The 18,461-nt window shown below is 70.7% G+C and carries 13 protein-coding genes and 6 pseudogenes; 13 read left to right on the plus strand and 6 right to left on the minus strand.

The annotated features are described in order from the left end of the window. Positions 1-576 carry a Dps family protein gene (locus tag B5557_RS09270; protein ID WP_079658671.1) on the minus strand — a complete coding sequence of 192 codons (576 nt, stop codon included), beginning with the start codon at positions 574-576 and terminating at the stop codon, positions 1-3. A gap of 231 nt (positions 577-807) precedes the next feature. On the opposite strand from B5557_RS09270, the gene B5557_RS09275 reads away from it, so the two are divergent. After that, the gene (locus tag B5557_RS09275) at positions 808-2,175 is read left to right on the plus strand and encodes a dihydrolipoyl dehydrogenase family protein (RefSeq protein ID WP_331716831.1); all 1,368 of its coding nucleotides are present in this window, start codon (positions 808-810) and stop codon (positions 2,173-2,175) included. A 62-nt stretch (positions 2,176-2,237) separates the two neighbouring features. Then, positions 2,238-3,008, plus strand: a pseudogene (locus tag B5557_RS46205) (low temperature requirement protein A); the annotation flags it as partial. Positions 3,009-3,058: 50 nt separating this feature from the next. On the opposite strand, the gene B5557_RS09285 reads toward B5557_RS46205, so the two are convergent. The 3 genes from B5557_RS09285 to B5557_RS09295 form a co-directional block, all read right to left on the minus strand. Next, on the minus strand, positions 3,059-3,535 hold the full coding sequence (locus B5557_RS09285; protein ID WP_079658672.1) for an ATP-binding protein: 477 nt from the start codon (positions 3,533-3,535) through the stop codon (positions 3,059-3,061). A 229-nt stretch (positions 3,536-3,764) separates the two neighbouring features. Then, complete coding sequence (locus B5557_RS09290; RefSeq protein ID WP_079658673.1) at positions 3,765-4,379, minus strand: FMN reductase; 615 nt, start codon at positions 4,377-4,379, stop codon at positions 3,765-3,767. Then, positions 4,376-5,461 carry an LLM class flavin-dependent oxidoreductase gene (locus B5557_RS09295; protein ID WP_079658674.1) on the minus strand — a complete coding sequence of 362 codons (1,086 nt, stop codon included), beginning with the start codon at positions 5,459-5,461 and terminating at the stop codon, positions 4,376-4,378. The genes B5557_RS09290 and B5557_RS09295 overlap by 4 nt, the downstream gene beginning before the upstream one ends. 405 nt (positions 5,462-5,866) lie before the next feature. Between B5557_RS09295 and B5557_RS09300 the strand changes: the two genes are divergently transcribed. The 5 genes and pseudogenes from B5557_RS09300 to B5557_RS09320 form a co-directional block, all read left to right on the plus strand. Continuing rightward, entirely contained in the window at positions 5,867-7,234 is a 1,368-nt protein-coding gene (locus B5557_RS09300; protein WP_079658675.1) for a cytochrome ubiquinol oxidase subunit I, read from the plus strand. Further along, the gene (locus B5557_RS09305) at positions 7,227-8,519 is read left to right on the plus strand and encodes a cytochrome d ubiquinol oxidase subunit II (RefSeq protein ID WP_079658676.1); all 1,293 of its coding nucleotides are present in this window, start codon (positions 7,227-7,229) and stop codon (positions 8,517-8,519) included. The genes B5557_RS09300 and B5557_RS09305 overlap by 8 nt, the downstream gene beginning before the upstream one ends. Before the next feature lie 255 nt (positions 8,520-8,774). Next, on the plus strand, positions 8,775-10,256 hold the full coding sequence (locus tag B5557_RS09310) for an ABC transporter ATP-binding protein/permease (RefSeq protein ID WP_231976315.1): 1,482 nt from the start codon (positions 8,775-8,777) through the stop codon (positions 10,254-10,256). Beyond that, entirely contained in the window at positions 10,253-11,899 is a 1,647-nt protein-coding gene (locus tag B5557_RS09315; RefSeq protein WP_079658677.1) for an ATP-binding cassette domain-containing protein, read from the plus strand. Before B5557_RS09310 ends, B5557_RS09315 begins: the two co-directional genes overlap by 4 nt. 120 nt (positions 11,900-12,019) lie before the next feature. Further along, positions 12,020-12,265: pseudogene (locus B5557_RS09320) on the plus strand (leucine zipper domain-containing protein); the annotation flags it as partial. Here B5557_RS09320 and B5557_RS46210 read toward each other — a convergent pair. Further along, positions 12,264-12,551: pseudogene (locus B5557_RS46210) on the minus strand (hypothetical protein); the annotation flags it as partial. The pseudogenes B5557_RS09320 and B5557_RS46210 sit on opposite strands and share 2 nt — an antisense overlap. 173 nt (positions 12,552-12,724) lie before the next feature. Here B5557_RS46210 and B5557_RS09330 point away from each other — a divergent pair. The 5 genes and pseudogenes from B5557_RS09330 to B5557_RS09350 form a co-directional block, all read left to right on the plus strand. After that, entirely contained in the window at positions 12,725-14,620 is a 1,896-nt protein-coding gene (locus B5557_RS09330) for an amidohydrolase (RefSeq protein WP_079658678.1), read from the plus strand. A gap of 130 nt (positions 14,621-14,750) precedes the next feature. Beyond that, positions 14,751-15,413, plus strand: coding sequence for a hydrolase (locus B5557_RS09335; protein WP_079658679.1), 663 nt, complete (start codon positions 14,751-14,753; stop codon positions 15,411-15,413). 72 nt (positions 15,414-15,485) lie between these two features. Continuing rightward, entirely contained in the window at positions 15,486-16,010 is a 525-nt protein-coding gene (locus B5557_RS09340) for a DoxX family protein (protein ID WP_079664677.1), read from the plus strand. Next, entirely contained in the window at positions 15,991-16,728 is a 738-nt protein-coding gene (locus tag B5557_RS09345) for a YoaK family protein (RefSeq protein WP_079658680.1), read from the plus strand. Before B5557_RS09340 ends, B5557_RS09345 begins: the two co-directional genes overlap by 20 nt. Positions 16,729-16,810: 82 nt before the next feature. Beyond that, a pseudogene (locus tag B5557_RS09350) lies at positions 16,811-17,863 on the plus strand (MFS transporter); the annotation flags it as partial. Between the two features lie 22 nt (positions 17,864-17,885). Here B5557_RS09350 and B5557_RS46215 read toward each other — a convergent pair. Next, positions 17,886-18,005, minus strand: a pseudogene (locus B5557_RS46215) (DUF5709 domain-containing protein); the annotation flags it as partial. Between the two features lie 173 nt (positions 18,006-18,178). Between B5557_RS46215 and B5557_RS09355 the strand changes: the two are divergent. Further along, positions 18,179-18,453, plus strand: a pseudogene (locus tag B5557_RS09355) (alpha/beta hydrolase fold domain-containing protein); the annotation flags it as partial. Positions 18,454-18,461: the final 8 nt, after the last annotated feature.

Consider the following 18,461-nt stretch of genomic DNA (forward strand, 5'->3'; position numbering starts at 1 on the left):
TCAGGCACGGACCAGGGGTGTGTCGACCAAATGCTCGGCCAGGAACCACGCTTGGAGTTCGCCGGTCCGCACCACCTGTGAGACCAGCAGGTCGTTGGTGCCGTCGTCGCCCAACTCCGCGACCCGGGCCGCCGCGTCATGCGCGTCGGTCAGGATCGTCTCGTGTGCCTCCAGCAACCGCGACAGCATGGCCGGCACCTCCTCCACACCGTCCGGGGGCCGCGGGATCGACGTGATCTCGGCGACGTGCCTGGGGTCCCCGACCGCGACACCGCCCAGGGTCTGGACCCGTTCGGCGAGCGCGTCGACGAGTTCAAGCTGTTCCCCCGCATGCTTGTCCAGCACCAGGTGCAGCTGGTAGAAGGTCGCCCCGCGCATCAGCCAGTGATGCTTCTTGTAGAGGCCGTAAAGGATCTGAGTATCGGCCAGGACCTTGTTGAGGCGCTGGGCGGAGTACATGCGCGCCTCGTAGGAGAGGCCGAGAGGGAACTGTTTGACGGTCCCGAACTCCTGGATGATCTCGCCCTTCTGATGCAGCCGTGGCTGGCTGCTCACATGTTGCGAGCTGGTGGTCATGATCCGCCTCCTGCGGTCCGCTCTGTGTTGGCGCAGGTGACGCTAGGTGCCCGCTCGACGGAGTCCTTGCCCAGGAGCGCACGTGACGGTGCTCGGCAGCGCACGGATCGACGAGGCCGTGCGCCGTGTTCGTTCTCGGGCAAGTCTCCGTGCGCCGGCGGGCACGTCCCGGCGGCTCGCCGCCTCTAGCCTCTCGCCGACGGCGTGGGCCGATGAGCACCAAGGAGAGGCATGAGCGTGAGCCAGCAGGCCGACGTGGTCGTCCTTGGTCTGGGCCCCGGAGGCGAGTACGTGGCTGGGGCGCTGGCCGAAGCCGGGCTGGACGTGGTGGGAATCGAGGCGGAGCTGGTCGGGGGCGAGTGCCCGTACTGGGGGTGCGTGCCCAGCAAGATGATGATCCGTGCCGGGAACCTGCTCGCCGAGGCGGGCCGAGTGCCCTTCCTCGCCGGTGAAGTGAAGGTGACTCCCGACTGGAGCCGCGTTGCCGGACGTATTCGGGGCGAGGCCACCGACGACTGGAACGACCAGGTGGCTGCCGACCGCCTCGCGGCGAAGGGCGGCCGGCTCGTACGCGGAACCGGACGGCTCACCGGGCCTCGCCAGGTGACGGTCGGCGAGCGTACGTTCCAGGCCCGACGAGGTGTGGTCCTGGCCACCGGCACCCGGCCCCGGATCCCCGCGGTTTTGGGCCTTGCGGGGACGCCGTACTGGACCAACCGGGACGCCATGGCGGCCAAGGAACTGCCGGCCTCGATGATCGTGCTCGGCGGGGGCGCCATCGGCGTGGAGCTCGCCCAGGTCTTCGCCCGCTTCCAGTGCGCCGTCACCGTGGTGGAGGGACAGGACCGACTGCTGTCGCAGGAAGAACCGGAGGCCGGAGAGCTGGCCGAGAAGGTTCTACGGGAGGACGGTGTCACCGTGCTGTCCTCCACCCGCGCTCGGGAGATAGCCCATGACGGCGCCGGCTTCATCGTCCGCCTCGAAGGCGAGGAGGCGCCCCTGCGCGCCGAACGGCTTCTCGTCGCCACCGGGCGCCATGCCGATCTCGCCGCGTTGGGCGTCGACGCGGCGGGCCTCGACCCCTCGGCGCCGAGCGTGCGCACGGATGGACAGATGCGTGCCGGGGAAGGACTCTGGGCGATCGGTGACATCACCGGTCACGGCAGTTTCACGCATGTGTCGATGTTCCAGGCGGAGATCGCCCTGCGGGACATCCTCGGACGGCCCGGTCCCGACGCCGACTACCGGGCGCTGCCCCGGGTCGTCTTCACCGACCCCGAGATCGCGGCCGTAGGACTCACGGAGCGGCAGGCGCGCGACCAGCGCTTGCGGGTGCGCACCAGCCTGCAGCCGATCGCCTCCTCCACCCGCGGCTGGATCCACGGACCGGGAACCGAGGGGTTCATCAAGCTGGTCGAGGATGCCGACCGGGGCGTACTGGTCGGGGCGACCTCGGCGGGACCGGCGGGCGGAGAGGTGTTGTACGGGCTGAACGTCGCCGTCCACGCGGAAGTGCCCGTCGAACGCCTCCGGCACATGATCTACACCTATCCCACCTTCCACCGGACGGTGGAAGCCGCTCTGGGAGCCCTTCGCTGAGCCTCGTCTCTCCCCGGGGCATGCGGCGAGCCGGACGACGGTACGGGAGTTCCGGGGGCACCATGCAGGGCCGGGACCCCGGTGAACCGCACCGCGCTGCCACGTCGCTGGAGCTTCTCTTCGACCTGTGCTTCGTCATAGCGGTGGCGCAGGCGTCCGCGGGCCTGAGCACAGCGGTGACCGATGGGCACTACGTCACCGGTCCCCTGCGCTTCGCGCTGGTGTTCTTCACGATCTGGTGGGCGTGGATGAACTTCACGTGGTTCGCCTCCGCCTACGACCCGGACGACATCCCCTACCGGTTGACGGTGCTGGTCCAGATCACAGGGTCCCTCGTTCTCGCCGCCGGCGTCCCCCGGGCGTTCGAGGAAGGCGACCTGCGCGTCATCACCCTGGGCTACGTCGTGCTGCGCACGGCCCTGGCCGCCCTGTGGCTGCGTGCCGCGCGGTCGGACTCCGGCCGACGGCGGACGGCTCTCCGCTTCGCCGCCGGAGTGACGGGCTGCCAGCTCGGCTGGGTCGGAATGCTTCTCCTTCCGGCCCCGGCGCGACTGCCCGCCGTCATCGGGTTGATCGTTGCCGAGCTCTCCGTCCCGGTGTGGGCGCAGTCAGCCGGGATGACCTCGTGGCATCCGCACCACATCGCCGAACGGTACGAACTGTTCACCCTCATCGTGCTCGGTGAGTCCGTCGCCGCCGCCGCGTCAGCGGTCCGCAACGCCTTCGACCGGGGCCACCACGCCGGTGCGCTGTACATGCTGGCAACAGGGGGCCTGCTCATGGTCTTCGCCATGTGGTGGCTGTACTTCGCCAGGCCGGCGCACATGCTGCTCGCCACGACGCACCAGGCCCACCGAAGGAGGTTCACCTGGGCTTACGGCCACTACCTGATGGGCGACCCGACATTGTCCGCTTCGTCGCACCACTGCACGTCGTCGAGGACGATGAGCAGCGGTCTGTCCAGGGCCATCTGCTCCAGTCGGTCCTGCAGCTCCTGGAGCAGCCAGAACCGCTGGTCGGGCACCGTGAAGAGCTCCCGCAGCCGCGCCGCGTCGAGCAGGGGCTCGGCGCCGGACAGCAGCCCGTCCAGCAGCGGACCGAGCGGGACGAACTGCTCGTCGGGATCCGCGCCGCCCCGGAACGCCCGGAAGTTCTGCCGGACCGCGGCCGCGTACCCCTCCGCCAGGAGCCGGGTCTTGCCACTGCCTGGAGCGCCCTCGACGCACACGACCCCGCCGTGGCCGCGGGCCAGAGCGGTGAGTCGTGCGTCGATGAACGCGAGTTCCTGGTCTCGGCCGCGGACCGGCGCCTGGACGGCACCCGATCGGCCGGCGGGGAGCCGCTTGGTAGTCCGGTCCACGTGCCCTCCCTAAGAGCCATGGCCGCACGGAATGCGGCTCTGGCAGGCCTGCGGCGCGGCGAATCTGCACGAAGCATGCCAGATACGAGCCGGAACGACTTCGGGCGTCTTACGACGTAGCGGGGGATCGTCTCCGGAGGCGGGGCGGTGACCTGCCCGACGTCAGGGTGGCCGGGCCTGTGGTCACTGCGCGGCGCGCCCGCCTCCCGACCCGGTGACTCTGACGGCCTCAGTCGAACCGCAGGTCGGAGAGTTGCCGTTCGAGCATGGTGATGTCGTCGTCGGGTGTCTCCTGGGCCGGTCGGGCGGCCGTGAGGGCGGCCAGCTCGGCGCCCGCCCGCCGGATGCGTGCGGGCAAGCCCTCGGTGTACTCGTCGCCGCCGGATCCCCAGTCCTCGGACGCCGCGTACACCGCGGTGGGGACCACGGCGGCGCGCAGGTAGGCGAAGAGCGGGCGCAGGGCGTGTTCCAGGACCAGGGAGTGGCGAGCCGTGCCTCCCGTCGCCGCGACGAGGACCGGCTTGCCGGTGAGGGCGTCCGGGTCGATCAGGTCGAAGAACGACTTGAACAGCCCGCTGTAGGAGGCGGTGAACACGGGCGTCACGGCGATCAGACCGTCCGCGCCGGTCACCGCGTCGATCGCCGCGGCGAGTTGGGGCGCCGGGAAACCGGTCACGAGGTTGTTGGCGACGGCGACGGCGAGTTCCCGCAGCTCGATGACCTCGGTCTCCACCGCGTGGCCATGGTCGGCGAGCTCGTCGCGGGCCGACTCGGCGAGCCGGTCGGCGAGCAGGCGTGTGGAGGACGGGGTGCTCAACCCGGCGGACACGGCGACGAGCTTCATGCGGCGGACACCTCCTGAACGGCCCGCAGCGACTGGTGGGTGGGAGCGTCCGGCACTCCGGCAGAGCGGCCGATCGCGAACTCCTTGCGCAGCACCGGGACCACCTCTTCGCCGAGGATGTCGAGCTGCTCCAGGACGGTCTTCAGCGGCAGGCCCGCGTGGTCCATCAGGAACAACTGCCGCTGGTAGTCGCCGACGGTCGTACGGAAGGACAGCGTCCGTTCGATGACCTCCTGGGGAGAGCCCACCGTCAGCGGAGTCTGCTCGGTGAACTCCTCCAGCGACGGCCCGTGCCCGTAGACCGGCGCGTTGTCGAAGTAGGGCCGGAACTCCCGTACGGCGTCCTGGGAGTTCTTCCGCATGAACACCTGCCCGCCGAGCCCGACGATGGCCTCCTCGGGCCGGCCGTGCCCGTAGTGCGCGTACCGCCGCCGGTACAGCTGGACCATCTTCCTCGTGTGCTCGGCCGGCCAGAAGATGTTGTTGTGGAAGAAGCCGTCACCGTGGAAGGCCGCCAGGTCGGCGATCTCCGGGGAGCGGATGGAGCCGTGCCACACGAACGGCGGTACGCCGTCCAGCGGCCGGGGCGTGGCAGTGAACCCCTGCAGCGGAGTGCGGAACTTCCCCTCCCAGTTCACGACGTCCTCGCGCCACAGCCGGCGCAGCAGCGCGTAGTTCTCCTTGGCGAGGTTGATGCCCTGCCGGATGTCCTGCCCGAACCAGGGGTACACCGGGCCGGTGTTGCCGCGGCCCATCATCAGGTCGACGCGGCCGTCGGCCAGGTGCTGGAGCATCGCGTAGTCCTCGGCGATCTTCACCGGGTCGTTGGTGGTGATCAGCGTCGTGGCGGTGGAAAGGATCAACTTCTCGGTGCGGGCGGCGATGTAGCCGAGCATCGTGGTCGGCGACGACGGCACGAACGGCGGGTTGTGGTGCTCGCCGGTCGCGAAGACGTCCAGGCCGACCTCCTCCGCCTTCAGGGCGATGGCCACCATCGCCTTGATGCGTTCATGCTCCGGCGGGGTACGGCCGTTGGTGGGGTCGGGGGTCACGTCCCCCACCGAGAAAATTCCGAACTGCATGGGGTCCTCTTCACTCCGGCGACTGGGTAGGTGCCGGAAATGTAGGCGCCGGGTCGTGGGCCGTCATGCCTGTCCGCGCAGCGGCGCTTGCCCGTCGGTGCCCTCTCCCGGCCCGCGTGGGGGGCCGGGCCCTGTGCGACCGCAACTGTGCAGCATCGGGCAAGTGCAGGGGCGCTCGTAGGCAATCGTCTTACCCGGTCAGCCGTCTAGCGTGTCAGTGCCACAGGGCGGCGGTCGCATCCCCTCCCCCTGGTCGGCTCGGCCGCGGCGGCGGTGGACCCAGCACGCGACAGGGGCTCCCACCCCCACTCCACCCACCCGGGCAGCCGTGCCTGATGCCTCGCCCCGCGCGGGCCGTGAACACGCGCGACCCTCGCCAGGAACCGCTGCCTCCCGGGAGTACCCATGGACTCGTCAACCGTCGTCGAACTGTCCCGATGGCAGTTCGCGATCACCGCGATCTTCCATATGACCTTCCCCGCGCTCACCGTCGGCCTCTCCGTGCTCCTCGCCGTCGTGTACACGGTCTACGTACGCACGGGGAACCCCCTGTACCTGCAGATCTTCCGGTTCTGGAAGAAGATCTTCGCCGTCGGCTTCGGCCTGGGCGTCGTCGCGGGCACGGTGATGACGTTCGAGTTCGGCCTCAACTGGGGCGTGTACGCGCACGCGGTAGGGCCGATCATCGGGGTCACCATCGGCATGGAAGTGATCACCGCTTTCTTCCTGGAAGCGGGATTCATCGGCCTGATGCTCTACAGGGACGGCCGGATCCGCCCGCGCACCATGGCCCTGGCCAGCTGGATGGTCGCCTTCGGAACCCTGCTGTCCACCACCTGGATCCTGTCGGCCAACAGCTGGATGCAGGACCCCGTCGGTTACCAGAAGGTCGACGGCCAGTTCCACGCCAGGGACTGGATCAGCATCCTGTTCAACCCCGCCTTCGCCCACCGCTTCCCGCACATGCTGCTGGCCGTGCTGATCAGCGCCGCCTGGTTCGTCGGCGGGATCTCCGCCTGGTACCTGGTCAAGAACCGGGTCCATGCCCAGCCCATGGCCCGCCGCTGCCTGTCGATCGCGCTCGGCGTGCTGGGAGTACTGATGCCGGTGCAGCTGTACGTGGGGGACGGCACGGCGGTCTTCATGGGGCAGCACCAGCTCCCCAAGCTGGAGGCGTTCGAGGGCAACTGGAAGAGCGACAACAACGGCTACAACCTGCTCGTCGTCCCCGACACCGACAAGGGCGAGAACAGGCTGCACGTGGAGATTCCCTATCTCGGCTCGGTCATCGCCCAGGACCTCAGCGGCGAGACGACGACGCCCGGACTGCTGCAGACCCCGCCCGACGAGCGCCCCAACATGTGGACCACCTTCTACGGTTTCCGCGCGATGTACTTCACCGCGCTGCTCATGTTCGGCACGGCCTTCGCCGGCGTGGTCCTGCGCATGCGGCGGCGCCTGTTCGACTCACCGCGCTTCCTGCGGTGGATGGTGTGGATGACCCCGGCCGGGATCATCGCCATCACCGGCGGCTGGATCGTCGCCGAGACGGGCCGCCAGCCCTGGGTCGTCTACGGCCAGCTGCGCACCGCCGACGCGGTCTCCCACCTTTCCGCATGCGAAGTCGCCGCCAGTCTCGCCGGTTTCGTCCTGCTCTACGTCACGCTGCTGGCCGTCTGGGCCCGCTACATCGTCCGCACCGTCAAGGCCGGCCCCGAGGCGCTGTCCACCGGGCCCGCCTCGCCCGACGCATCGGAGGCCCTCGTTGCTTGAGTACGCCAGTTACGCCCTGGTTCTCTTCTCACTCGCCATGTACGTCGTCCTCGACGGTTACGACCTCGGGGTGGGCATGCTCAGCCTGGCGGCCCGGCCGGAGCGCCGACGGGAGTACGGCGAGATCGTCGCCACCGCCTGGGACGCCAACGAGAGCTGGATCATCCTGGTCGGCGTCGTCCTCTGGGCCGGCCTACCGGGCGCCTACGCCGTGATTCTGCCCGGTGTCTATCTGCCGTTGATCGGCATGTTGATCGCCATCATCCTGCGCGGGCTGGGCCTGGAGATGCAGAGCGCGGCCGGCGGCTACCGGCGAGGCTGGGCGCTGCTGTTCGGCGGTGCGTCGCTCGCGGCGACCGTGTGCCAAGGTCTCGTCCTCGGCGCCGTGCTCACCGGCCCGAACCAGCGCAACGGCAGCTTCCAGGGCGGGGCCTTCGACTGGCTCAGCTTCTACGGCGTGCTGTGCGCGCTCGGCCTGGTCGCCGTCTACCTGCTGGCCGGGGCCGCCTGGCTGCAGGACAAGACCGAGGGCTGGTCACGGTCGCGCGTCCGCCGCACCGGACGGTCGCTGCTGGTGGCCACCGCGGTCATGGCGGTCGTACTCGGCCTGCTGCTGTCGAGTTCCGACCCACAGCAGCTGCAACCGGGCCAGCCCCTGCGGGGCGTGCTGTTCTGGCTCACGGTCGTGGGCGCCGTCGTGGCCGGTGCGGTCGCCTGGCACGGCTTCGGCCGTCGCCCCGACTGGCGGCCGTTCGCCGCCGTGGCCACGATGACGCTCTGTGGGCTGCTGGGCCTGGTGGTGCTCTCCGCACCGGTCGTCGTACCGCCCGGACTGACCGCCCATCAGGCCGCGAGCCCGCACTCCTCCCAGCTCTTCCTGGTCCTGGGCGTCGGTGTGTGCATGCCGTTCGTACTGGCCTACAACGTCTACGCCTGGCGGAGTTTCCGCGGCAAGTACACCGATCCGGTGGAGCGTCCGATCCCGCCGCTGTACGCCCGTACGTACGCCTTGGTGGTGTCTTCGACGCCATCCTCCAGCACCCCGGGGACGATCGTGCGACGGACCCTGCTGGTGGTGCTCGGCATCCTGGCGACCGCCCTGTCCCAGGACGCGTTCGGCGGTGTCGCCGACTGGATCGGCCCGGTCGGCGTCGTCCTCCTGGGCTGCACAGCACTGGCCGCCTGGATCGTGGGCGACCGCCGGGACCGGCGCGCCGGGTACTTCCACGCGGACATCGCAGACATCGCAGACATCACAGGCATCGAGGCGGAGACCAGCTCGTGAGCACCACCGCCGTGCTCCTCGACGAACTGGACGCGGACAAGGCCGAAGACCCGGTGCCCGCCGCCCGGTTGAAGGAATGGGCGGCCGTAGGCGGGCGGGGGCTGCGCCGCGCGGGCCTGCTGCGCGGCGCAGCCCCCCCTAGGCACGATCATCTGGGCGGGCGGGCTCTCCTGGGGCGCCCAGCGCGGCCTGTCCGCACTCCACGGCGCCCCCGCGTCCGCCGTACTGCCGCCCGCACTGCTCATAGCGGCGGGCGTGGCCCTGCGCGCCGTACTGCTGGCGGCGGGCGACGCGGCTGCCGCACGCGGCGCCCGCACCGTACGCGAGAGCCTGCGCGGCCGACTCATCGAGACGGCGCTGCCCGCACATGGCCCGGTCCGCACCGAGCTGGACGACGCGGCACTGGTCCAGGCCGCCGACGGCGAGGTCGGCCAGCTGACCGACTGGCTCACCGACTACCTGCCCGCGCGGACCACCATGCTGCTCGGCAGCGGCCTCATCCTGGCCGCGATCGCCTCCCGCAGCTGGTTCGTCGCCCTGCTCGTGCTGGCCGCCACCCCCCTGCTACCGGTCAACCTGAAGGTCATCGGCCTGGGCACGCAGACCGTCGTACGGGCCCAACTGGCGTCGATCCGTACCCATCAGGCCCGACTGCTGGATCATCTGCGCGGCCTGCCCACGCTGGTCGGGCTCGGGGCGCACGACGAGGCGGCCGCTGCGCTGGCCCGGCACGACCGGGAGGTCGCCGGTCGCACCGAGAAGGTGCTGCGGATCGCCTTCCTGTCGACCGCATGGGTCGAACTGCTCATCACCGGCACCCTCGCCATGGTGGCGACCTACTGCGGACTGGTCCTGCTCGACTACCTTGACCTGCCCCTCGTCCCGGACCACATGAGCCTGTCCGCCGCGCTGTTCGTCCTCGTCCTGGTGCCTGCCTACTTCGCACCGGCCCGGGACCTGGCCGCCGGCTACCACGCCCGCGCCCGGGCGACCGCCGCCGCCGGTCTGCTGGCCGAACTCCTGGACGCGCGGGGCGAAACCGTGGTGCCATCCCCCCGACCGACCCTGCCGGCCCGACGGGCCGCGGCGCCACCCGGGGTGCGCCTGGAAGCCGTCACGGTCCATCACCTTGGACGGGAGGCGCCCGCGCTGGACCGTGTCGGCGTGGACCTCGCACCAGGGCGGTGCCTCGCCGTTACCGGCCCCAGCGGAGCCGGCAAGTCCACGCTGCTCGCCGTCGCGGCCGGGCTGTACGCCCCGCACGGTGGACGCGCGCTCCACCTGCCGAACGGCCGGCCCGTCCCCGCCGACCCCGGCCGGGTCGCCTGGGTGGGCCAGCCCGCGCACCTGCTGCCCGGCACCCTGCGCGAGAATCTCCTCCTGGCCCGGCCCACGGCGAACGACGACGACCTGTTGGACGCCGTGGCCTCCCTCGGCTTCGAAGACCTCCTCGCCGCGCTGCCGCAGGGACTGGACACACCGCTCGGCGAACGCGGCACCGGCCTGTCCTCCGGCCAGTCCCAACAGCTCGCACTCATCCGGGCGTTGCTGCGGAACGCACCCCTGCTCTGCCTGGACGAACCCACCGCACACCTCGACCCGGAAGCGGAGCGACGCGTCCTGTCCGCGCTGCGAACGCTGACCCGCGACCGTACGGTCCTGCTCGCCACCCACAGTCCCGCGCTGCTGCCACTGGCCGACCACGTCATCGCCCTGGACCACGGGAGAGCCCGATGAACCGGAACAGTGCCTGGCACCTGCTGCGTACGGCCGCTCCGGGGCGCGGCCTCCTGACCGGCATGCTGTTCGCCGTGGCGGCAGAACTCAGCGGCGCCGCACTGCTCGGTGTGTCCGGCTGGTTCCTGACGACCTGCGCCGTGGTCACCCTCCAGGCCAACACCGCCTGGTCCTGGATGTACCCCTCGGGTGCCGTCCGGGCACTGGCCCTGACCCGCACCGGTCTGCGCTACCTCGAACGCCTGGCCAACCACCGGGCCCTGCTGAACGCCCAGGTGGCCTTGCGCGCTCGGCTGGCCCACGGCGCTGCCCACCTCACCCCCCGTGAGCTGCGCGGACAACGCGACGGGACGCTGCTCACCCGGCTCACCGCCGATGTGGAGACCGTCGCGGGCCTGCCCGCGAACGCCATCGCACCGCTGGTGGCAGCGGTCATGACCGGGTGCCTGGTCGATGCCCTGCTGCTGTGGGCCGTGCCGGTCCTGGGAATGGCCGAACTCATCGTCTGGGCAGTCGGCCTCGCCTGTGCCCGGCACGCCCACCACCGCGCGCGGACCCACCTCGCCTACGCCGCCGACGCCAGGGCCGCATTCCGTACGGCGCTGCTCGGCAGTCGGGCGGCCTTCAACGAGCTGCGCTGCCTGGACGCCCTGCCGCAGGCTCAGCAGACGGCGACGAGCGCCATGGCCGCCGTCGAGTCCGCCGAGTGGGCCGCTGCCCGGGCCGAACGGCACGGCCGACTGGCGCTGCGTCTCCTTGCCGCACTGGGGCAGGCGGCGGTACTGGTCATCGCCCTGCGCGCCGCCCCGGCCCAGCCGATCGCCGTCGTGGTGGGCGAGGTGCTGCTCGTTGCCGCCAAGTGGGAGCTCCTGGAGAGACTCCCCGGGCTGATGCAGCATCTGGCCCAGGCCAGGGACGCAGCCGGGCGCCTGGCCTCCCTCGCCGCCGAGACGCACCCGGTCGGCCCGGCGGGCCCCCGACGGGAGGTCGTGCGCTCCGTCGAGACGGACGGCCTCCCGCTCGTCGGTTCGGCCGCGGAACTCACGATGACCGTGAAAGGCCCGGCACTGGTCCTGGTCACCGGCCCGAACGGCAGCGGCAAGTCGACGCTGCTCGGCCAACTGGCCGGGCGCGTACCAGTCCCTGCCGGCACGGTGCTCCTCGGCGGCACGCCCGTGCCCGAGCTGCCTGCCTCGGCCCTCGCCGAGACGGTCACCCTCGTCGAGGCCGACGACTGGCTGGCCGACGACACGGTCGCGGCCAATCTGCGTCAGGCGGCACCGTCGGCCGGCACCGCCGAGCTACGTGACGCGCTGGAACTCGTCGGCTTGTCGGCCTTGCCACTCGACACACCAGTGGGCCCCGGCGGACGCCTGCTGTCCCAAGGGCAGCGCAGGCGCCTCGCCACGGCACGCGCTGTACTGAGGCGTCCACCGATCCTGCTGCTCGACGAGCCGGTGGCCGGACTGGACCGCCCCACCGCCGAGGCACTCCTCGCCGCCCTGCCCGAGGCACTGCCCGAGACCGCACTGGTGATCGCCCTGCAGGAGCAGGACCTTGGCATTCTCAGGCGGACACCGACCGCCGTCGTGCGGCTCGGCCAAGCCGCCGAACGACCGCTCCGGGCCGGGAGCGCGGCCTAGGTGTTCTGTCCGGGGAGGTTGTGGACGGGTGAGTCAGGTATCGGCTGAGGGATCTTGAACAGGTGAGGGCCTTCCGGTTCGGTGTGGATTGCGACGTCCACACCAACCAGAAAGGCCCTCGTGGTCCACCGTAATGCACCCCTGACCGAGACCGGACGACTGCGTCTGGCCCGCTGCGTGGTCGAGGACCACTGGCCGTTGCGGCGGGCCGCCGAGCGTTCCCAGGTCTCACCCACCACGGCCCAGCGATGGGCTGAGCGTTACCGGCAGTTCGGCGAAGCCGGGATGTCCGACCGTTCCTCCCGGCCGCGCACAAGCCCGCGCCGGACCCCGACCCGCACCGAACGCCGGATCATCAAGGTCCGACCAGGTGCAGCTGGTAGAAGGTCGCCCCGCGCATCAGCCAGTGATGCTTCTTGTAGAGGCCGTAAAGGATCTGGGTATCGGCCAGGACCTTGTTGAGGCGCTGGGCGGAGTACATGCGCGCCTCGTAGGAGAGACCGAGAGGGAGGCAGTGCACTGCGTGCGAGGTCCCTGCTTCGCGCCGACCGTGTGAGCCGGCGAGCGGCGAGGATCCCGTGAATTCGGTGCGCGGATGAGCCGGTGCACGGCGAGGCAAAGACCAGTGCACTGGCAGGACAGGGCAGCACATCGGTCGTGCCTATCGTGATGGCGAAACATCCTCCCGCACAGGGCTTGTCCTGGTTTCTCACGGCACGACCAGTGTCGCTCGAATTCATTCTCGGTCGACTGAAACAGCCCTCCTCCGTCGCCGCCGGTCATGACTCGATTCGAAGTCGTCATTCCCCAAGGGGGTTTCCAGAGATGTCAGCAATGCCGGTCGGCGGGCTGGTTCCGCAGCCCATCGACGATGCCGCAGAGCTCATCGTCCGAAACGCGAAGATCCATACCGGGGATCCGGGCCGTCCGCATGCGGAGGCGCTCGCCGTCCGCGACGGCGTCATCACGGTCATCGGTGACGACAAGGACATGGCTCCCCACGTGGGCATGACCACGAAGGTGGTCGACGCACTCGGACGACGGATGATCCCCGGCCTCAACGACGCCCACCTGCACGTGATCCGCGGCGGACTGAACTACGTACTGGAACTGCGCTGGGACGGAGTGCGCAGCCTGCGTCAGGGTCTGGCGATGCTGCGTGAGCAGGCCGCTCGCACCCCGAAGGGCCAGTGGGTACGGGTGGTGGGCGGCTGGTCGGCCGAGCAGTTCGCCGAACGCCGGCTGCCGACCGTCGCCGAACTGAACGCCGCCGCCCCGGACACCCCGGTGTTCGTCCTGCACCTGTATCAGTCGGCCGTGCTGAACCGGGCGGCGCTCAAGGCCGCCGGCTTCACCAGGGACACTCCCGACCCCAAGGGCGGCCAGATCGTGCGCGGCCGGGACGGGGAACCGACCGGCATGCTGCTCGCCGCACCCAGCGCCCTCATCCTCTATTCGACCCTGGCCAAGGCGCCGGTACTGGAGAGCGAGGAGGACCGGAAGACCTCCACCCGGCATTTCCTGCGCGAGTTGAACAGATTCGGACTGACCTCGGCGATCGACGCCGCCGGCGGGTTCCAGAACTTCCCCGACAACTACGCCACCGTCATCGAACTGGCCAAGGCCGGACAGTTGTCGATGCGTATCGCCTATCACCTGTTTCCGCAGACCGCGGGTCAGGAAATCGACGACCTCGCCCGCTGGATCCAAATGGCCCGCCCCGAAGACGGGGACGAATGGCTGCGCCTCAATGGTGCGGGCGAGAACCTCACCTGGGCGGCGGCGGACTTCGAGAACTTCGCCCAGCCGCGTCCGGAACACACACCTGATTACGAGGTGGAGTTCGAGAAAGCGGTGCGCCTGCTCATGGAGAACGGCTGGGGATTCCGGCTGCACGCCACGTATGACGAGACGATCCGCCGCGATCTCGCGGTGTTCGAGAAGCTCGCCGCGGAAGGGCTCTTCCCGGCCGGGAACCGATGGCTGTTCGATCACGCGGAGACCGCCTCCCCGGACAGCCTCGACCGTGTCGCCGCCCTCGGCGGCGCCATGTCCGTGCAGAACCGCCTGTCCTTCCAGGGCGAGGCGTTCCTGCGGCGCTACGGCCCGGGAGCAGCCGCGGACGCCCCGCCGATCCGGGCCATGCTGGACCGCGGACTGACCGTGGGCGCCGGCACCGACGCCACCCGGGTCTCCACGTACAACCCCTGGGTCGCGCTGCACTGGCTGGTCAGCGGCCGCACCCTCGGCGATCTGGCGCTGCGCCCGCCGGCGAACCGCGTCGACCGGCAGACGGCGCTGGCGATGTTCACGCGCGCCGGCGCCGCACTCACCGGCGAGGACGAGGTCAAGGGCGTGCTGCGGCCGGGATGTTACGCGGACCTCGCGATCCTGTCCGAGGACTACTTCGCCGTGCCGGAGCCGGACATCGCGCACATCGAGTCGCTGCTGACGGTGACCGGCGGCCGGATCGTGTACGCCGCCGCCGAGTACGAGGGGCTCGACGAGGAACTTCCTCCCGTCAGCCCGGCCTGGAGCCCGGTCGCGCACTTCGGCGGCTACCAGGCCGCGTCCCGCCACGCGGCGCTTGCCGGCGCCCGTCAAGCGGAGTCGCTCGGCCAGGCCGTCGCCGAATCGGAGCAGCACCGCCGGTGGCGCATCGCACGCGGGCACGCCCCGGACGTGGCGAGCACCCCCTTCGATCCCTGCTTCGACCTCTGAACTCCCGGAAGGGGACCGGCCCTTGAGCCGCCCCTTCCAGGACACCCACCAGCTCCGTCCAACCGGACGGTTGTTCCTACGGCACGGACAGCAGTCCGCGCCACCGCTTACCGAGAAGGGCTCCACTCTCATGGTCAACATCTCCGAGGTCACCGCCGCCCCCAGCCCCGACCTGCTCACCCCGGACAACTGCGCCGTGCTGTTCGTGGACCACCAGCCCCAGATGTTCTTCGGCACCGGCAGCGGCGACCGCACCGCCATCATCAACTCCACCGTGGGCCTGGCGAAGTCCGCGAAGGCGTTCGACGTGCCGGTCGTGCTCAGCACCGTGGCCGCCGAGTCGTTCTCCGGCCCGATCATGCCGCAGCTGGCCGACGTCTTCCCCGAGCAGAAGATCATCGACCGCAGCACGATGAACGCCTGGGAGGACCTCGCCTTCGTCGAGGCGGTCAAGGCCACCGGCCGCAAGAAGCTCGTCATCGCCGGTCTGTGGACCGAGGTCTGTGTCGTCCTGCCCGCGCTCTCCGCCATCGCCCAGGGCTACGAGGTCTACGTCGTCACCGACGCCTCCGGCGGTGTCAGCCCGCAGGCCCATGAGCACGCGATCCAGCGCATGGTGCAGGGCGGCGCGGTCCCGGTCACCTGGGTTCAGGTTCTCCTGGAGCTGCAGCGCGACTGGGCCCGTACCGAGACGTACGCCGCCGTCGGCGACGTGGTCAAGGAACACGGCGGCGCCTACGGCCTCGGGATGGTCTACGCGCAGGCCGTCATCGGCGCCCACGCCGCCGGCTGATCCCTCCGCACGACAAGAACGCCAGGAACAGGCAGGAACGGGCAGGAACGGGCAGGAACGGGCAGGAACACGATGGACTCTGGACTGTTGATCCTCCGACTGGCGGTGGGGTTGCTCATCGCCGGGCACGGGGTGCAGAAGGTGAGTTTCCGGCTCGGCGGAAACGGCCTGGCGGGCGGGACCGATGAGTTCCGCCGTGACGGGTTCCGCGGCGGCCGGCTGACCGCGCTCGTCGCGGGCGCCAGTCAGATCGGGTCCGGCCTGTTCCTGGCCGCCGGCCTGCTCACGCCCCTGGCCGCGATGGCCGCCATGGGCGTGATGACGGTCGCGGGCACCGTGAAACGGCCCAAGGGGCTGTGGGTGCAGAACGACGGCTACGAATACCCCCTCGTCCTCGTCGTCGTCTCCGCCGCACTGGCCCTGACCGGGCCCGGGCGGTGGTCCGTGGACCACGCGCTGGCCGTCACCCCCTGGCCGGCGTGGATCATCCTTTCCGCGATCGTGCTCGGGCCGGTGAGCGCACTGCTCACCCGCGCGGTGCTGCACCGGCCGGCCGACACAAGGGGAGAGACGCGATATGCGCGCACTGCTGAATGACGTGGTCCGCACCCTGATACCGCGCGGAGAAGAACATCACGGCCCGCTGCCTCCCTTGCTGCTGACTCTGACGGTGGCCACCGGCCTGGTCGACGCCGTGAGCTATCTGGCGCTCGGGCACGTCTTCGTCGCCAACATGACCGGCAACGTGGTCTTCCTGGGGTTCGCCCTGGCCGGCGCCGACGGCCTGTCCGCGCTCGCGTCCGTCGTCTCGATGGCCGCGTTCCTCGTCGGCGCACTCGCGGGGGGCAGGCTCGGCACGCGGTTCGCCCTGCACCGCGGGCACCTGCTGCGCACGTCGACGGCCGTGCAGACGATCCTGGTGGCGGTCACCCTCGTGGTCGCCGCCGTGTCGGACGGCAGAGTCACCACCGGCGTCCAGTACACCCTGATCGTGTTCCTCGGGATCGCCATGGGCCTGCAGAACGCGGCCGCACGCCGCCTCGGCGTCCCCGACCTCACCACCACCGTGCTGACCCTGACCCTGACCGGGCTGGCCGCGGACTCCACCCCGGCCGGCGGCGCGGCGCCGCGGCCCGGCCGCCGGATCCTGTCCGTACTGGCCATGTTCCTCGGCGCGTTCGCCGGCGCCGAACTCCTCCTGCACGGCCACCTCCTTCTCACCCTGGGTCTCGCTCTGCTGCTCCTCGCGGTGACCTCCGTGACCACCCACCTCTTGTCCACCGACGACGCCGCCTGGGCCCGACCAAAGCCCTGAGGCGGCCAGAGCGCCGGCGCGGGCGCGAGGGAGGGGGAATCACCCAGGACGCCGCACGACTCCTGTAAAGGCAGGGACCAGCATGAGCTTCGCACCCTCACCACCAGAACCCGCCAAGCCGGACTCGCCCTGGGCGCCGCTCGCGGCGGGCGTCTTCCGGGCGCTGTGGATCGCCCAGTTGGTGTCCAACATCGGCAGCTGGATGCAGACGGTGGGAGCCCAGTGGCTGCTGATCGGGGACAACGCGGCTCTGGTGACTCTGGTACAGACCGCCTCCAGCCTTCCCATCGTGCTGCTCGCCCTGCCCTCCGGTGTCGTCGCCGACCGCTTCGACCGTCGTACGGTGCTGCTGGCCGCCCAGTTCGCCATGCTCACGGTCTCCTGCGTCCTGACGGCTCTGGCGTTCACGGACGCGCTCACCCCCGTTCCGCTGCTCGCGCTGACGTTCCTGCTGGGCTGCGGCACCGCGCTGATGGGCCCGGCCTGGCAGGCGATCCAGCCGGAACTGGTGGAACGCCGCCGGCTCCCGCAGGCGGCCGCGCTGGGCGCCGTCAACATGAACCTGGCCCGTGCCGTGGGACCCGCGCTCGGCGGCGTGGTGGTCGCGGCGGCGGGCGCGGGGTGGGTCTTCGCCTTCAACGCCGCCTCCTACCTCGGCATCGCGGCCGTCCTCATGCTGTGGCGGCGACCCGCGACGGCCTCGCCCGTCGCAGGGGACGAGAAGCTGCTGGCCGCGCTGTACGCCGGTCGCCGCTATGTGTGGCATGCGCCGGGCGTCCGCCGAGTCCTCCTGCGCACGCTCCTGTTCATTCCCGGCGGCGCCGCCCTGTGGTCGCTGCTGCCGGTGATCGCGAGTCGCTCCCTCGGCCTCGGCTCGGACGGATACGGGCTGCTGCTGGGAGCGGTCGGCGGGGGTGCGGTGGCGGGCGCGTTCGTCCTGCCGCGGCTGCGTCGCGCGCTCGGCGCCAACGGCATTCTCGTCGCCGGCGCCCTGATCTTCGCCTGCGTTCTGGCGGTGCTGGCCACGGTCCGGATCCCGTGGCTGGTGGCGGTCGCGCTGCTGCCCGCCGGTCTCGCCTGGATCGGCGTCCTGTCCACCCTCAACGCGGCCGTGCAGACACGGCTTCCGGGGTGGGTCAGGGCCCGCGGACTCGGCGTCTATCTCCTGGTCTTCCAGGGCGGTCAAGCCCTGACGGCGCCACTGGGTCCGACGCGTCGAGCAGCCCGACGTCATCCTGCACCTCGGAACCGTCCGGCTGGTAGACATCGTCGCCCATCGCTTCGTCAGCCACCTGCGCTCCCTCCTTGTCCGGGGCCCGACAGCTGGGGGTAGCCGCCCCCCAAGCCCGTCCACTGCACCGCGCCGTAGCGGCGAACGGTAAGGCCACCAGTGTCCCGCCCTGGATCCCTCGCCACCCCACCCGAAGGGGGGGAACCGTGCACTCCTGAGCAAGCGGTGGGCGCGCGGAGGCCGGCGGTGGCCGGCGACTGCGCCGGCGCGACCATGGCGACGGCTCTCACCATGGCTCTGGAGTGGCACTGGCGGCAGTACACCGACGACGAGTGCGAACTCGCCGGCCCACGGCCTCACCGCTGCGGGCCACTACGGCGGACCTCGCAGGCCTGCCTCCTGCCCTGGTCGTGACGGCGGAGCCGGACGTCGTGCGGGACGAGGGGGAACAGTACGCCCGCCTGCTGCGGCAGGCGGGCGTCGCCGTGACCGCGTCCGCTGT

Origin of the sequence: Streptomyces sp. 3214.6, from assembly GCF_900129855.1 — a bacterium.
In the GTDB taxonomy this organism is placed as follows: Bacteria; Actinomycetota; Actinomycetes; order Streptomycetales; family Streptomycetaceae; genus Streptomyces; species Streptomyces soliscabiei.

What these genes read in the sequence shown, in the direction of transcription:
- B5557_RS09315 (WP_079658677.1), top strand. Translation starts at nt 10,253, where the DNA reads ATGAACCGGAACAGTGCCTGGCACCTGCTGCGTACGGCCGCTCCGGGG.
- B5557_RS09290 (WP_079658673.1), bottom strand. Translation starts at nt 4,379, where the DNA reads ATGAAGCTCGTCGCCGTGTCCGCCGGGTTGAGCACCCCGTCCTCCACA.
- B5557_RS09340 (WP_079664677.1), top strand. Translation starts at nt 15,486, where the DNA reads ATGGACTCTGGACTGTTGATCCTCCGACTGGCGGTGGGGTTGCTCATC.
- B5557_RS09295 (WP_079658674.1), bottom strand. Translation starts at nt 5,461, where the DNA reads ATGCAGTTCGGAATTTTCTCGGTGGGGGACGTGACCCCCGACCCCACC.
- B5557_RS09275 (WP_331716831.1), top strand. Translation starts at nt 808, where the DNA reads ATGAGCGTGAGCCAGCAGGCCGACGTGGTCGTCCTTGGTCTGGGCCCC.
- B5557_RS09330 (WP_079658678.1), top strand. Translation starts at nt 12,725, where the DNA reads ATGTCAGCAATGCCGGTCGGCGGGCTGGTTCCGCAGCCCATCGACGAT.
- B5557_RS09270 (WP_079658671.1), bottom strand. Translation starts at nt 576, where the DNA reads ATGACCACCAGCTCGCAACATGTGAGCAGCCAGCCACGGCTGCATCAG.
- B5557_RS09300 (WP_079658675.1), top strand. Translation starts at nt 5,867, where the DNA reads ATGGACTCGTCAACCGTCGTCGAACTGTCCCGATGGCAGTTCGCGATC.
- B5557_RS09345 (WP_079658680.1), top strand. Translation starts at nt 15,991, where the DNA reads ATGCGCGCACTGCTGAATGACGTGGTCCGCACCCTGATACCGCGCGGA.
- B5557_RS09335 (WP_079658679.1), top strand. Translation starts at nt 14,751, where the DNA reads ATGGTCAACATCTCCGAGGTCACCGCCGCCCCCAGCCCCGACCTGCTC.